The organism is Streptomyces sp. NPDC003038 (assembly GCF_040611115.1).
Taxonomy (GTDB): domain Bacteria; phylum Actinomycetota; class Actinomycetes; order Streptomycetales; family Streptomycetaceae; genus Streptomyces.
Genome location: NZ_JBEXNN010000005.1, coordinates 91,382 through 104,850 on the forward strand (window position 1 = coordinate 91,382; position 13,469 = coordinate 104,850).

Sequence of the window (13,469 nt, forward strand, 5' to 3'; positions counted from 1 at the left end):
TCGCGGGCGCCTGTCGCCGGGGTCCGTCGCGGGGGTCCGTCGCGGGCGCCTGTCGCCGGGGTCCGTCGCGGGCGCCTGTCGCCGGGGTCCGTCGCGGGGGTCCGTCGCGGGCGCCTGTCGCCGGGGTCCGTCGCGGCGGTCTGTCGCAGGGGTCCTGTATCTGATGCATCGTCAGATATTATGGGCCGGTCGCTCGCTGATGCTGATCGCTGGAAGGCGCCGCCCGCGGAGGACCCATGCCCACGCCGTTGCCCTTGCCGTCGTCGTTGCCCGCACCCTCACCCTCACCCGGCTCCGGGCCACCCGAGCTCCGCTCCCGTCCCCACACCGGACGCCGGGTCGCGGTCGTCGGCGTCGCCCTCTCCGACTGCGGGCGCGTGGACGGCACCACCCCGTACGCCCTGCACGCGCAGGCCGCCCGCCGCGCCTTGGCCGACTCCGGCCTGGACCGTTCCGTCATCGACGGCTTCGCCTCGGCCGGCCTCGGCACGCTCGCCCCCGTCGAGGTGGCCGAGTACCTCGGCCTGCGCCCCACCTGGGTCGACTCCACCTCGGTGGGCGGCTCGACCTGGGAGGTCATGGCGGCCCACGCGGCGGACGCGATCGCGGCCGGGCACGCCGAAGCCGTCCTGCTGGTCTACGGGTCCACCGCCCGCGCGGACATCAAGGCCCGCCGGCGGACCTCGAACCTCTCCTTCGGCGCGCGGGGACCGCTGCAGTTCGAGGTCCCGTACGGCCACACGCTGGTCTCCAAGTACGCGATGGCCGCGCGCCGCCACATGCACGAGTACGGGACGACGCTGGAGCAGCTCGCCTCGGTGGCCGTCCAGGCCCGGGCGAACGCGGCCACCAACCCGGACGCGATGTTCCGTACCCCCATCACGGTCGACGAGGTCCTGTCGGGGGAGATGATCGCGGACCCCTTCACGAAGCTGCACTGCTGCATCCGCTCAGACGGCGGCTGCGCGGTGCTCCTGGCGGCGGAGGACTACGTACCGGATACCGCGAAGGCGCCGGTCTGGATCCTCGGCTCGGGCACCTCGGTCTCCCACACCACCATGTCGGAATGGGAGGACTTCACGGTGTCCCCCGCCGCCGTCTCGGGCCGCCGGGCCTTCGAGCGGGCGGGACTCACCCCTGCGGACGTGGACCTCGCGGAGATCTACGACGCCTTCACCTACATGACCCTGGTGACCCTGGAGGACCTCGGTTTCTGCGCGAAGGGCGAGGGCGGCTCCTTCGTGGAGAAGGGCCGCCTGCTGCGCGACGGCGAACTCCCGGTCAACACCGACGGCGGCGGCCTCTCGGCCTGCCACCCCGGCATGCGGGGCCTGTTCCTCCTGGTCGAAGCGGTCCGCCAGCTCCGCGGCGAGGCGGGCCCGGGCCAGGTCACCAGGCGGGACGGCCACCTCCCGGAGGTGGCCCTCGCCTCGGGCACGGGCGGCTGGTTCTGCTCGTCGGGGACGGTACTCCTGGGCCGGGGGTGAGGGTTCGGGCGGCGGCATGCAGTCGGCCGGGATCAGGGACGTCTTGGGGGTTTCCGGCACAAGCCGCCGGTCGACGACCCTGCGGCTGCCCATGTCAGCCCTTGAGTGCGCCCACCAGCTGGGCCCTGGCGCGCAGGTCTCGTACCGCCCGGACGCTTCCGTGTGGGCGGAGCCGTAGGTTCATCACCTCGAAGTGCTCGTCACCCCGCGCGGACGACAGCGCCTCGTACTCGTCGAGAAAACGACCCCATGACTCGCAGGCGGCCTCCACATGGCCGATGGACAGCTGACGCTGGGCGAGGATCCCGTAGGCGTGTAGGCGACCCTGCCGCTCGTGCGCGGGCTGCACCCGGATCGACTCCCGCAGTGTGCGGACCGACCCCGGCACGTCCTTCGTCTCATTCTGTACGTGGGCGACGTGGAAGAGATAGGCAGTCCGGTCGTACCCTCCTACGCTCTCTCGCCGATCGTCCGCGCGCGAGAGCGCTTCCTCGGCTTCCCTGAGCCGAGCGAAGGCCTGTCGCTTGTCGCCGACCATCGCCGCCCCGTGGGCCTGCTGCCCCCGGAGGAACGCGACCAGTCGCGGCCCGGCCGCCGGTGCGGCCTCGGCCGCCGAGTCGGCTAGCTCCAGGGCGCGTCGGCCGTAGCCGAGGTTCGAGGCCTGGAGGGACATGCCGCGCAGAGTGCGGCAGTAGGTAACGTGCTCATGCGCTTCCCCGGCGAGCTTCAGCGCTGACACGTAGTAGTCCTGGCCGAGGCGGTGTTGCCGCTCGTACATCGCCATCCACCCGGTCAGATAGACCAGGTCGGATGCCGCAGCGAGCAGGCTCCGCCGCACCGGGGCCGACGACTCGGCCTTCAACCACGGCCCGACCGTGTTGACGAGGAAGGCCGCCGCCATGGGGCGCGCATGCCCGGCGCCGAGCTCGTCGAGGATGCCCGCGATCCGGTCGGTCATGGTTCGGACAGCCGTGACCTGCGCCTGTCCCACTCTTGTGGTGGCCTTCCCGGGCCTTATGGGGTCCGGGCTGTCCGCCCGGGCGAGAGCCGGGAACAGGGGGATGGCGAGTGCTGCCGAGAAGACGCCTGCGGCGATCACGCGGCGCCGGGATGGATCCATGTCGGCCCGTCCGAGGTCAACGAGGTCCCGAACGGCATCCGCTTCCCCCGCCCCGCCGGGCGGTGTCATCCCCACCTCGGCATAGGTGACCGGACGCCCGAGTTTGCGCTCGAACGCCTCGACAATCAAGGCACTGACCTGCGGGCGTGGTTGATGGCCGGCGACCCACTGGGACACGGCGGGCTGCCCGTAGGTGAGGGTGAGTCCGGCTTCGGCGCCGATCCGGTTGATGATCGAGGCGAACTGTCGTCGAGACCATCCGGTCTGTTCAAGCAGCTGTTGGAGACCGGCATTTCGTGTGCGTGAGTGTTGCGCCATGGGCTCTCCCGACAGATGCATGGCTTGCATACTTCTCCGACCCTTCAACGGTACTCGCGGAGGGTGCGCGTGCGGTTACCTCTTCACACCGAGTAGTGATCGAGCGGCAGTTATCGGCCGCTGACGACGGTAGGGAGCACCGGCATGGCGAGCACGCGCGCCGATCTGGACATGGGTACGGCCCTCGTGAGGAGGGCCCTCGTCCCGTACAACCAGAAGCCCGACGAGGCGGAGATCGACACCCTGGTCGGGGACCTGATGCGTCACGGCGAGTTCCTCCTCGCCGACGTCGCCCCTCTCGACGAGGCGGCGGCGGCATTGGGCGACTGGGCCGCGCTCGTGAGGGACGGGCCCGAGGACACCGCTCTGGGAACCTGGAACCACGCCCGGGCGCTGGCCCGGACCGTACGGAGTCTCCACCGCGCCCTCCACCACGCGAGTTCCCAGTGAGCGCTGGCGAGTTCTGCATCGCCGTGATCCGGTCGGCTTCCCGGACTGCGGCCCCCACGATGGGCCCTGTCGGCAAGGGCGATCAGCCCGTGGGTCACGCCTGTGTGTGCGTCCATGGATGCGCGGCCTAGCCTGGCGGCATGACTGGTGAGATCAACAGCGACGACTTTCACGCCACCCTGCACTCCCTGCGCGTGTGGGACGTTCCGCTGCCCGGCTTCGACGCCGGGGCCGCGCCCGGCGAGCCGTTGCCGCTGTTTCGTGAGTGGTTCACGCATGCCGCGAAGGCGGGGCAGCCGGAGCCGCACACCATGAGTCTGGCGACGGTGGACGGCGAGGGGCGGCCCGACGTACGCACTCTGATGCTGCACGACGCCGATGCGCGCGGCTGGCACTTCGCGTCGCACTCCACCAGCGCCAAGGGCCGGCAGCTGGCCGCGCGGCCGCAGGCCGCGCTCGGGTTCTACTGGCCGGCCGTGGGCCGCCAGGTGCGGATCCGGGGCCGGGTCACCGCGTGTGGGCCGCAGGAGAGCCGCGCGGATCTGGCCGTCCGCTCGCGGGGTGCGCTCGCCGCCGCGCTCACGGGCCGCCAGAGCGAGGTCCTCGACTCCCGGGAGGAGCTGGCGCGGGCCTCGGCGGCCGCGTGGGAGCGGGCCGCCGTCGAGCCGGACGCGCCGGCCCCGACCTGGACGCGGTACGTCCTCGACGCCGCCGAGGTCGAGTTCTTCCAGGGAGACGCCGCCCGCCGCCACATCCGGCTGCGCTACCGCCGTAACCCTGAAGGCACGTGGACGCGCGAGCTGCTGTGGCCCTGACCGCCCCCTGACGGGGCCCCCCTCACTCGGGCTGGTGCCGGGTCTGCGTGGACCGGTAGCCGGACGGGGAGATTCCGTACCGGCTGGTGAACGCCTGCCGCAGGGACTCCGCGGTGCCGAAGCCGCAGCGGGCGGCCACGCTCTCCACCGGCAGCGTGGTCGACACCAGGAGCTGCGCGGCGGCCTCGGTGCGGGCACGGCGGACGTACCGGCCGGGTGCCTGGCCGAGGTGCTCCGTGAACAGCCGGGTGAGGTGGCGCGGGGTCACTCCCGCGCGGGCGGCCAGGGCCGCCGTGCCGAGGTCGTGGTCCGGGTGGGCGGCGATGTGCGCGACGAGCTCGCGGACCAGGTCGTTGCGGGGCGGCGGGGCGGCGGTGAACAGGCTCATCTGTGCCTGGTTCCCCGGCCGTTGGAGGTAGGTGACCAGGTCCCGGGACACCTGGCGGGCCAGGTCGGGGCCGTGGTCGTCCTCGATGAAGGCGAGGGTGAGGTCGAGGGCGCTGGTGATCCCCGCCGCCGTGTACACGTTCCCGTCGCGGATGTAGATGGGGGCGGCGTCCACGGTGACCCGCGGATGGCGGGCGGCGAGTCGGGCGGCGAACCGCCAGTGTGTCGTGGCCCGGCGGCCGTCCAGCAGTCCGGCGGCTGCCAGAACGGCCGCCCCCGTGCACACCGAGGCCACCCGCCGGCTCTCCCGGGCGAGACGTCGGACGTGCCCGACGAGCCGCGGATCGGCGGCCGCCCGTTCGAAGCCCATGCCGCCCGACACGATCAGTGTGTCCAGCGGGCCGACGAGCCGTTCGAGGGACTGCTGGCTGTTCAAGGTGAGCCCCGATCCGCAGACGATCGGACCGCCGCCCGGGCCGGCCACGCTCACCCGGTACGGCACCGCCGGGTCGCCGATGCCGTTGGCCATGACCAGGCTCGTGGTCACGCACGCGATGTCCAGCAACTCCGCCGATTCGTAGCCGACCACCACCATGTGCCGCTCCGCCATGCGGCGACCCTATGCCGGAAGGACCCGCACCCCAAGGCCGCGGACCGATGTACGGCCGGCGTGCGCGGCCGGTACGGGCCGAGCCGGACAGTGGGACGCAGGGCCGCCCAGCGGTCCCCCATGGCCCCGCACGACTCGGGAGACTCGACGATGACCGACTCCACGCGCGACGAACGGGACGACATGCCGCGCACGACGCGCACGACGCCCGCCCGGAACCACCGGCACCCTTCGCCCTCCGCCACCGCCAGCGGCCTCCTCGGCGCGCTCGGCCACCGATGGCCCACGGCGCTGGCCCTCGCCCTGGCCGTCGCCACCTTCGTCGACGGCATCCCGCCCCTGGGGTTCCTGGCAGGCCTCCTCGTCGCCATGCCGCTGTGCTACCTGCTCTTCGGAGCACTGCGCGGCGAGCTGGGCCGGCCGGGCGTCCTCGCCCTCCAGGCCGCGGGGCTCCTCGGCTTCGGAGCCGTGGCGCTGGCCGCTCTGGCGGTCGACGAAACCCTCGGTCTGCGCCTTGTCGCCGCCGGCTGGCTGACCCACGCCGTCTGGGACTTCGCCCACCTCCGGACCGGGAGGGTCGTCCCCCGGGCATGGTCGGAGTGGTGCGGCGTCGTCGACGCCTCCGGCGCGATCGCGATGGCCGTACTGGCTTAGGTCTTGTCCGGGCGGTCCTTTCGGATCTCACCTTCGGATCTCGTCGGTCCAGCCCGCGGTGTCTGCCGCCGTGCACGGCAAGGCGGAGCCTTCGTACTCACCCCCGGACGGGCCGGGCCGGGCGGAAGACCGGGATCACGACGCCCTGCGCCGCCTCGCGGAAGGTGACCGTCAGCGGCATGCCGATGCGCAGGTCCGGCGGCTCACAGGACACCACCTCCGTCATCATCCGGGGGCCCTCGGCCAGGTCGACCACGGCCGCCGTGTACGGGACGCGCGTACCGAACGGCGGGAGGTCGTTGCGGTGGATCACCGACCAGGTGTAGAGGGTCGCGCGGCCGCACGCCCGCTCCCACGTCACCCGGTCCTCCCCCGCCCAGCAGAACGGGCAGAACTCCCGCGGGTAGTGGTGCGCCCGCCCGCAGGCGGCGCAGCGGCGCAGCAGGAGGCGGCCTTCGGCGGCCGCGTCCCAGTAGGGGCGGGTGAAGTCGTCCGCCTCCGGGAGGTCGTAGCGGACCGTGCCGGTCACAGGAAGAGGCCGATCGCCGCGTCGAGGGACCAGGTCTGCCAGCCCATGGCGAAGAGCGCGACGAGCGAGATGAGCGCCATCATCGCGTTCTGGCCCTGCTCGGCCCAGTCGTGGATCATCAGCACGAGGTAGAGCAGGTTCAGCAGGAGTCCGCCGACCAGTGCGACCGGCGTCAGGAATCCGAGCACCAGGCCCAGTCCGAGGGCGAGTTCCGCGTAGACGACGATGTACGCCATCGTCTTCGGGCGCGGCTTGACGACGAGCTCGAAGCCGCCCCTCACGAACGTCCAGCGGTGCTTGCTCGCGACGTCGGCCGCCCACGCGATGCCGGTGCCGCGTTCGAACCAGCCCTTCTTGTCCTTGTGCCGCCAGCTCTCCAGCCACCACAGGCCGAGGCCTATCCGGAGCACGGCGAGCCATTCGGCCCCACTGAGCCAGACGGTCTGCATCGGCAGCCCCCACCCCTTCCACTCACCAGGTCAACTGACGGTACGTCACTTCAGCTGTACGCAGTTCATCGGATCAGGAGCGATCTCGCAAGGTCCCGTCGCGCGACGGGCCTCGCCGGGCCCCGGGAAACATTCCGTGATCGATCCGCAACCGATTCCCTCCTCGTCCGAGACCCATCTACGCTGCGTGGCGATACGCTCACACCTCATGCCCGCCGACCCCGCAGCACCCGACATGACCACCCAGCCCCGCCCCGTGTACGTCATCGGCGCCGGCCCGGGCGGTCTCGCCGTCGCCGCCGCGCTGCGCGCCCGAGGGGTCCGCGCGGTGGTCATCGAGAAGTCCGAGTCCGTCGGCGCCTCCTGGCGACGGCACTACGACCGGCTCCACCTCCACACGACACGCCGGCTCTCCGCCCTGCCGGGCCTGGCCATGCCGCGCCGCTTCGGGCGCTGGGTCTCCCGCGACAACGTCGTGCGCTACCTGGAGAAGTACGCGGAGTTCCACGAGCTGGAGCTCATCACCGGCGTCGAGGTGACCCGCATAGAGCCGGCCGCCGAGGGAGCCTGCCAGGGAGACGGACAGGGGCAGGCGGACGCGGCCGGGCACGGAGGCGAAGGGAAAGGCGGAGCGGGGGACGGGCACCCGGGCGGCTGGACGCTGCACGCCAGCGGCGGGCGGGTGCTGGCCGCCGGGGCCGTCGTCGTCGCCACCGGCTTCAACCACACCCCCGCCCTGCCCGACTGGCCGGGCCGCGACACCTTCGGCGGCCGGCTGCTGCACGCCGCCGACTACCGCAACCCCCAGCCGTACGCCGGCCAGGACGTCCTCGTCGTCGGCGTCGGCAACACCGGCGCCGAGATAGCCGTCGACCTCATCGAGGGCGGCGCCTCCCGGGTGCGACTGGCCGTGCGCACCGCCCCGCACCTCGTGCGCCGCTCCACCGCCGGCTGGCCCGCGCAGCGCACCGGAATCCTGGTCCGGCGGCTGCCCGTGGGGCTCGTGGACCGGCTCGGCGCGCTCGTCGCCCGGGTCTCCGTCCCGGACCTGTCGGCGTACGGGCTCCCGCGCCCCGCCACCGGCCTGTACAGCCGGGTCCGGGAGGGGGCGATCCCGGTCCAGGACGTCGGCCTGATCGACGCCGTCCGCAGCGGCCGGGTGGAGCCGGTCGCCGCCGTCGAGTCCTTCGACGGCGCCGAGGTGGTACTCGCGGACGGCTCGCGGATCACCCCGGACACGGTGATCGCGGCCACCGGTTACCGGCGCGCGCTGGAGGGCCTGGTCGGTCACCTCGGCGTACTCGACGAGCGCGGCCGGCCCCGTACGGCCGGCGGTCGCGTGCCGGGCGCCCGTACGCCCGGCCTCTACTTCACCGGCTTCTCCAACCCCATCAGCGGAATGCTGCGGGAGCTGGCCCTGGACGCCGAGAAGATCGCCAAGGCCGTCGCGCGCGATCACCGCGGCGCCGGAAGCCGGCGGGCCCGGCAGCCCCGGCGGCCCAAGCGGCCCCGCCTGCCCCGGACCTGACGGCCGCCCCCGAGCCGAACGACGCGCCCCGACCCCCCACCAGGGGCGCCGGGCCGGAAGGGCGCTCTGGACCCGCGCCGGAGGCGTCTGGCACCGTACACACATCACCTCCACCACCTTTTCCGCGCAGCCCTGTTCCTGACGACACGTCAGTTCAGTAATCTGACTACGCGTCAGTTACTGAGTTCGTCGAGCAGGAGCGGGGCGGAACGATGCTTGGATCTACTCACGGCACCTTCACCACCGACTTCCGCGCCCGTGTCGAGGCCTGCGGGGAGACCCCCAAGGCCGCCGTCCACTCCACGGCGGCCCCCTCCGCCGAGGACGCGGTCGCACTGGACGTCAGCGGACGCCCCCTGTACTCCGATGTGCCCGACCTGGACCGGTTCTTCCGGCCGGAGTCCGTGGCCGTCGTCGGCGCCTCCGACGCCGACGGCAGACCGAACACCGGGATCACCCGCCAGCTCATCGCCTGGGCCGGCCGCGTCGGCGCCCGGATCCACCCCGTCCACCCCACCCGCCCCGCCGTCTTCGGGCTGCCCTGCCACGCCTCCGTGGCCGACCTGCCCGAGGACGTGGACCTCGCCGTCCTCCTCGTGGGCGATCCGCTGCCGGTGATCGAGGAACTGGCGGACACGAAGGTCAAGTTCGCCGTGGCCTTCGCCTCCGGCTTCGCCGAGACCGGCGACGCGGGAGCGGCCGCCCAGGCCCGCCTCACCGCCGCCGTACGGCGCTCCGGCCTGCGCCTCCTCGGCCCCAACACGAACCTCAACGCCTTCGAGGAGTTCCGGGACGACCTCGACGGGCCGGCGATCGCGCTGATCACCCAGTCCGGCCACCAGGGCCGGCCCGTCTACGCCCTCCAGGAGCTGGGCATCCGGCTCTCCCACTGGGCGCCCACCGGCAACGAGGCGGACCTGGAAACCGCCGACTTCATCTCCTACTTCGCCGAGCAGCCCGAGGTCGGGGCGATCGCCTGCTACGTCGAGGGCCTCAAGGACGGCCGCTCCTTCCTCCTCGCCGCCGACCGGGCGGCGCGACGCGGGGTCCCCGTGGTCGCCGTCAAGGTCGGCCGTACCGAGACCGGCGCGCGGATGGCCGCCTCCCACACCGGGAAGCTGACCGGCGCCGACACCGTGGTGGACGCCGCCATGCGGCAGTTCGGCGTCATCCGCGTCGACGGGCTGGACGAGCTCCAGGACACCGCCGCCCTGCTCGCCCGCGCCCGCAGGCCGAAGGCCGACGGAGTCGTCGTGTACTCCATCTCCGGCGGCACCGGGGCCCACTTCTCCGACCTGGCGACGGAGGCGGGCCTCACGCTGCCCACGCTCTCCCGGGCCCGGCAGGACGAGCTCCACCAGTGGATACCGCAGTACCTGAACGTCGCCAACCCCGTCGACAACGGCGGTCACCCCGTCGGCGACTGGCGCGGCCGGAAGATCATCGACGCGATCCTCGCCGACCCGTCGGTGGGCGTGCTGATCTGCCCGATCACCGGCCCCTTCCCGCCGATGAGCGACAGGCTCGCGCAGGACCTGGTGGACGCCGCCGAGCAGACGGACAAGCTGATCTGCGTGATCTGGGGCTCCCCCGTGGGCACCGAGGAGGCCTACCGCACCACGCCTCTCGGCTCCTCCCGCGTCGCCACCTTCCGTACCTTCGGCAACTGCATCACGGCCGTACGCGCCTACCTCGGCCACCACCGCTTCACGGCGGCCTACCGCTCCCCCTTCGACGACGCCCCCCGCACGCCCTCGCCCTCCTTCCGCAAGGCGCAGGCGCTGATGCGCCCGGGCCAGCAGCTCAGCGAGCACGCGGCGAAGCAGCTCCTGCGGGCGTACGGGATACGGGTGCCCCGCGAGCAACTGGTGACCAGCGCGGCAGCCGCGGTGCGGGCGGCCGGGCTGGTCGGGTACCCGGTGGTGATGAAGGCGTCGGGCCCGCAGCTCGCGCACAAGACGGAGATGGGGCTGGTGAAGATCGGGCTGACCTCGGCGAGCCAGATCCGCGACGCCTACCGGGAGCTGACCGACATCGCGCGCTACGAGAACGTCCCCCTCGACGGCATCCTCGTCTGCCAGATGGTCGAACGGGGAGTGGAGATGGTCGTCGGCGTCACCCAGGACGACCTCTTCGGCCCGACGGTCACGGTCGGCCTCGGCGGGGTCCTCGTAGAGGTCCTGCACGACGCGGCGGTCCGCGTGCCGCCGTTCGGCGAGGACCAGGCGCGGGCGATGCTGACCGAACTGCGCGGGCACGCGCTGCTGGAGGGCGTACGGGGAGCGCCCCCGGCCGACGTCGACGCGCTGGTCGAGGTCGTCCTGCGGGTCCAGCGGATGGCGCTGGAACTGGGCGAGGACCTGTCGGAGCTGGACATCAACCCGCTGATGGTCCTCCCCCGCGGCCAGGGCGCGGTGGCGCTGGACGCACTGGCCGTCTGCCGCTGACACCACGCCGCCGCACCGCATGTTCAGCCTCGCCGGCGTTTGAGGCGCGGGGTCCGGGGCCGGGCCCCGGGAAACGGAGAAAGGGCGGGGCGGGGACCAGCTCCGCGCAGCGGCACCCCGCACCTCGCGCCGCACCCGGCCCGCCGGCCCGCCCACCACCTGCCCAGCCCCGAAGGGGAGTTCACTCCATGGCCAAGGCCGCCACCCCGGACGACATCCTCCACCGCACCGACAACGCCGTCTCCTGGATCACCCTCAACCGGCCCGCCGCCATGAACGCCCTCACCTGGTCCCAACGCGAACGCGTCATCGCGCTGCTCGCCGACGCCTCCGCCGACCCCGCCGTCCGCGCGGTCGTCGTCACCGCCACCGGCAAGGGCTTCTGCGCGGGCGCCGACCTGCGCGGCGCGCCCGACGCCACCGCCGACGCCACCGCCACCGCCACCGCCCGCGAACGCGTCGCCGGCGACGTGGCCCGCATGATCCGGCTCGGCGCCCAGCGCCTGATCACCGCCGTGCTCGACTGCGAGAAGCCCGTCATCGCCGCCGTCAACGGCACGGCCGCCGGAATCGGCGCCCACCTCGCCCTCGCCTGCGACCTCGTCATCGCCGCCGAAACCGCCCGCTTCATCGAGGTGTTCGTGCGCCGCGGGCTGGTCCCGGACGGCGGGGGCGCGTACCTCCTGCCCCGTCTCGTCGGCCCGCAGAAGGCCAAGGAGCTGTTGTTCTTCGGCGACGCCGTCCCGGCGGCGGAGGCCGCCCGCCTCGGCTTGGTCAACAAGGTGGTTCGGGCCGAGGAGCTGGAGGCCGCGGCCCGGGAGTGGGCGGAGCGTCTCGCGCAGGGCCCGACGCGCGCCCTCGCCATGACGAAACAGCTGGTCAACGCCTCCCTGGACAGTGACCGGGCGGCCGCTCTGGCCGCCGAGGCCACCGCTCAGGAGATCAACATGACCACCGCCGACGCGAACGAGGGCGTGGCGAGCTTCGTGGAGCGCCGCCCGCCCACGTTCCGCGGGGCCTGACGCCCTTATACCTGCCGCGGGTTGGGCTTCAGCAGGGCGAACACGGCACCGGCCGGGTCGGCCGCCCACGCGATCCGCCCGACGTCCGGTACGTCCGCCCCCGGCATGAGGACCGATCCTCCGTTCTCCTCGACCGCCCGGGTGGTGGCGTCGACGTCGGGCACGTTGAAGTACGGCACCCAGCGCGCCTCTTCGCCCGCGCCCTCACCCAGCGGCGCGACCCCGCCGAAGGAGCCGTCCTCCTGGTTCCCGTCGGCGGTGCTCAGGACGCGGTACGTCATCCCGGGTGCCTGCATCTCGGCGTGCCGCCACCCGAAGAGCCCGGCGTAGAAGGCGATGTCGGCGACCGGGTCCGGTACGTGGAGCTCCGCCCACACCAGCGTGTTGTCGGCGGACGCCACCTCGAAGCCGGCCGTCTTCCCGGGCTGCCAGCAGGCGAACTCGGCGCCCTGCGGGTCGGTGAACTGCGCCAGCCAGCCCTCCCCCATGACGTCCATGGGCTCCATGCGGACGCGTCCGCCGCCGGCCCTGACGTCCTCGGCGGTGGCCTGGACGTCGGGACTCTGGAAGTACAGCATCCAGGCGGACTTCGCACCTTCCTCGGCGAGCGGGCCGAGCGCGGCCACGGTCTTGCCGTCCAGCTGGAAGAAGCCGTACCCGCCGGCGTCGGGGCCGGCGGAGACGAACTGCCACCCGAAGACGTTGCGGTAGAAATCGGCGGCGACGCTGGTGTCGGGGCTGCCGAGGTCGAGCCAGTTGGGTGATCCGGTACGGAAGTCGGTGCCGAGCATGGGGGCCTCCCGGGAGTACGGCGGTCGAACGCAGTCGGTGGCCACGATGCCGAGCCCCCACGACCGGGCGGGTGTACGGGCCTTCGGCGGCGGGGCGTTTCACCCGTGTGGAGGCACGGCGGGGGGCGTTTCCGTCAGGGCGGGCTTCCACCCCCCTTCCTATCTGACACACCGTCAGCTTCAATCGTCGGTGTGATGGGACACGCAGGGATGGCGGCCACCGTCGTCCGATACCTCAGATCAGTCGGCTCCGCCACCTCCGCCGCGCCGGAGCCGGAGTCCGTCGACACCCTGCCGCGCCCCGATCTGCGGGCCGTCGGCGAAGACGAACGCGCACCCGTCAGCCCGGCCGAATTCCGGACCGTGCTCGGGAACTTCGCCAGCGGGGTCACCGTCATCACCGCACCGCCCGGCGACGGCGAGGAGGGACCGGCCGGCTTCGCCTGCCAGTCCTTCGCCTCCCTGTCCCTCGACCCGCCCCTGGTCACCTTCATGGTGGCCCGTACGTCGACCACCTGGCCCCGGATCGCCCGCGCCGGGGTGTTCTGCGTCAACATCCTGGGGGCCGAACAGGGCGCGCTGTGCCGGTCCTTCGCCGTCAGCGGCGCCGACAAGTTCGCCGGGGTCGCCCACACCCCCGCCCCCGTCACCGGGTCGCCGCAGCTCGACGCCGTGCCCGCCTGGATCGACTGCCGGATCCACGCCGTCCACACCGGCGGGGACCACCTCATCGTCGTCGGCCGGGTCGTGGCCATGGGCGCGGCCGGTGAGGCGGGTCCGCTCCTCTTCCACAAGGGCCGCTTCGGCCGCATCGCCGGGTGAAGGGGCCCCTCCCCCTACGAGCGCTACGAGCGCTACGAGC

At 72.9% G+C, this 13,469-nt stretch carries 13 protein-coding genes; 8 read left to right on the top strand and 5 right to left on the bottom strand.

Annotated features, from left to right (window positions below; all coding sequences use genetic code 11):
- The first annotated feature begins 236 nt into the window (after positions 1-236).
- Entirely contained in the window at positions 237-1,487 is a 1,251-nt protein-coding gene (locus ABZX75_RS08615) for an acetyl-CoA acetyltransferase (protein ID WP_355409241.1), read from the top strand.
- 94 nt (positions 1,488-1,581) lie between these two features.
- Here ABZX75_RS08615 and ABZX75_RS08620 read toward each other — a convergent pair whose 3' ends face one another.
- The gene (locus tag ABZX75_RS08620; protein ID WP_355409594.1) at positions 1,582-2,925 is read right to left on the bottom strand and encodes a hypothetical protein; all 1,344 of its coding nucleotides are present in this window, start codon (positions 2,923-2,925) and stop codon (positions 1,582-1,584) included.
- 144 nt (positions 2,926-3,069) lie between these two features.
- Here ABZX75_RS08620 and ABZX75_RS08625 point away from each other — a divergent pair, with 144 nt between their 5' ends.
- Both ABZX75_RS08625 and ABZX75_RS08630 read left to right on the top strand, forming a co-directional pair.
- Positions 3,070-3,375: a DUF6415 family natural product biosynthesis protein gene (locus ABZX75_RS08625; protein ID WP_355409243.1), complete on the top strand. Its 306-nt coding sequence runs from the start codon at positions 3,070-3,072 to the stop codon at positions 3,373-3,375.
- A 140-nt stretch (positions 3,376-3,515) separates the two neighbouring features.
- On the top strand, positions 3,516-4,190 hold the full coding sequence (locus ABZX75_RS08630) for a pyridoxal 5'-phosphate synthase (RefSeq protein WP_355409245.1): 675 nt from the start codon (positions 3,516-3,518) through the stop codon (positions 4,188-4,190).
- A 22-nt stretch (positions 4,191-4,212) separates the two neighbouring features.
- Here the strand turns inward: ABZX75_RS08630 and ABZX75_RS08635 are convergent, their stop codons facing one another.
- The gene (locus tag ABZX75_RS08635; protein WP_355409247.1) at positions 4,213-5,187 is read right to left on the bottom strand and encodes a helix-turn-helix domain-containing protein; all 975 of its coding nucleotides are present in this window, start codon (positions 5,185-5,187) and stop codon (positions 4,213-4,215) included.
- A gap of 150 nt (positions 5,188-5,337) precedes the next feature.
- Here ABZX75_RS08635 and ABZX75_RS08640 point away from each other — a divergent pair, with 150 nt between their 5' ends.
- Positions 5,338-5,841 (top strand): hypothetical protein, encoded by a 504-nt coding sequence (locus tag ABZX75_RS08640; RefSeq protein ID WP_355409249.1) that lies wholly within the window; start codon positions 5,338-5,340, stop codon positions 5,839-5,841.
- A gap of 97 nt (positions 5,842-5,938) precedes the next feature.
- Here the strand turns inward: ABZX75_RS08640 and ABZX75_RS08645 are convergent, their stop codons facing one another.
- Both ABZX75_RS08645 and ABZX75_RS08650 read right to left on the bottom strand, forming a co-directional pair.
- Positions 5,939-6,370 carry a Zn-ribbon domain-containing OB-fold protein gene (locus ABZX75_RS08645; RefSeq protein WP_355409251.1) on the bottom strand — a complete coding sequence of 144 codons (432 nt, stop codon included), beginning with the start codon at positions 6,368-6,370 and terminating at the stop codon, positions 5,939-5,941.
- Positions 6,367-6,819 carry a DoxX family protein gene (locus tag ABZX75_RS08650; protein ID WP_355409253.1) on the bottom strand — a complete coding sequence of 151 codons (453 nt, stop codon included), beginning with the start codon at positions 6,817-6,819 and terminating at the stop codon, positions 6,367-6,369. The genes ABZX75_RS08645 and ABZX75_RS08650 overlap by 4 nt, the downstream gene beginning before the upstream one ends.
- A 208-nt stretch (positions 6,820-7,027) precedes the next feature.
- Here ABZX75_RS08650 and ABZX75_RS08655 point away from each other — a divergent pair, with 208 nt between their 5' ends.
- The 3 genes from ABZX75_RS08655 (at position 7,028) to ABZX75_RS08665 (ending at position 11,816) form a co-directional block, all read left to right on the top strand.
- A complete protein-coding gene (locus ABZX75_RS08655) occupies positions 7,028-8,347 on the top strand; it encodes an NAD(P)/FAD-dependent oxidoreductase (RefSeq protein WP_355409255.1) in 1,320 nt (439 codons plus the stop codon).
- A gap of 212 nt (positions 8,348-8,559) precedes the next feature.
- A complete protein-coding gene (locus ABZX75_RS08660; RefSeq protein ID WP_355409257.1) occupies positions 8,560-10,794 on the top strand; it encodes an acetate--CoA ligase family protein in 2,235 nt (744 codons plus the stop codon).
- Positions 10,795-10,982: 188 nt separating this feature from the next.
- Positions 10,983-11,816: an enoyl-CoA hydratase-related protein gene (locus ABZX75_RS08665; RefSeq protein WP_355409259.1), complete on the top strand. Its 834-nt coding sequence runs from the start codon at positions 10,983-10,985 to the stop codon at positions 11,814-11,816.
- Between the two features lie 5 nt (positions 11,817-11,821).
- Here the strand turns inward: ABZX75_RS08665 and ABZX75_RS08670 are convergent, their stop codons facing one another.
- The gene (locus ABZX75_RS08670) at positions 11,822-12,607 is read right to left on the bottom strand and encodes a VOC family protein (RefSeq protein WP_355409261.1); all 786 of its coding nucleotides are present in this window, start codon (positions 12,605-12,607) and stop codon (positions 11,822-11,824) included.
- A 210-nt stretch (positions 12,608-12,817) separates the two neighbouring features.
- Here ABZX75_RS08670 and ABZX75_RS08675 point away from each other — a divergent pair, with 210 nt between their 5' ends.
- Complete coding sequence (locus tag ABZX75_RS08675) at positions 12,818-13,429, top strand: flavin reductase family protein (protein ID WP_355409595.1); 612 nt, start codon at positions 12,818-12,820, stop codon at positions 13,427-13,429.
- The last annotated feature ends 40 nt before the right edge of the window (positions 13,430-13,469 follow it).

Coding starts and splice junctions, on each gene's coding strand:
- ABZX75_RS08615 (WP_355409241.1), top strand. CDS start 237: ATGCCCACGCCGTTGCCCTTGCCGTCGTCGTTGCCCGCACCCTCACCC.
- ABZX75_RS08620 (WP_355409594.1), bottom strand. CDS start 2,925: ATGGCGCAACACTCACGCACACGAAATGCCGGTCTCCAACAGCTGCTT.
- ABZX75_RS08625 (WP_355409243.1), top strand. CDS start 3,070: ATGGCGAGCACGCGCGCCGATCTGGACATGGGTACGGCCCTCGTGAGG.
- ABZX75_RS08630 (WP_355409245.1), top strand. CDS start 3,516: ATGACTGGTGAGATCAACAGCGACGACTTTCACGCCACCCTGCACTCC.
- ABZX75_RS08635 (WP_355409247.1), bottom strand. CDS start 5,187: ATGGCGGAGCGGCACATGGTGGTGGTCGGCTACGAATCGGCGGAGTTG.
- ABZX75_RS08640 (WP_355409249.1), top strand. CDS start 5,338: ATGACCGACTCCACGCGCGACGAACGGGACGACATGCCGCGCACGACG.
- ABZX75_RS08650 (WP_355409253.1), bottom strand. CDS start 6,819: ATGCAGACCGTCTGGCTCAGTGGGGCCGAATGGCTCGCCGTGCTCCGG.
- ABZX75_RS08655 (WP_355409255.1), top strand. CDS start 7,028: ATGCCCGCCGACCCCGCAGCACCCGACATGACCACCCAGCCCCGCCCC.
- ABZX75_RS08660 (WP_355409257.1), top strand. CDS start 8,560: ATGCTTGGATCTACTCACGGCACCTTCACCACCGACTTCCGCGCCCGT.
- ABZX75_RS08665 (WP_355409259.1), top strand. CDS start 10,983: ATGGCCAAGGCCGCCACCCCGGACGACATCCTCCACCGCACCGACAAC.
- ABZX75_RS08670 (WP_355409261.1), bottom strand. CDS start 12,607: ATGCTCGGCACCGACTTCCGTACCGGATCACCCAACTGGCTCGACCTC.
- ABZX75_RS08675 (WP_355409595.1), top strand. CDS start 12,818: ATGGCGGCCACCGTCGTCCGATACCTCAGATCAGTCGGCTCCGCCACC.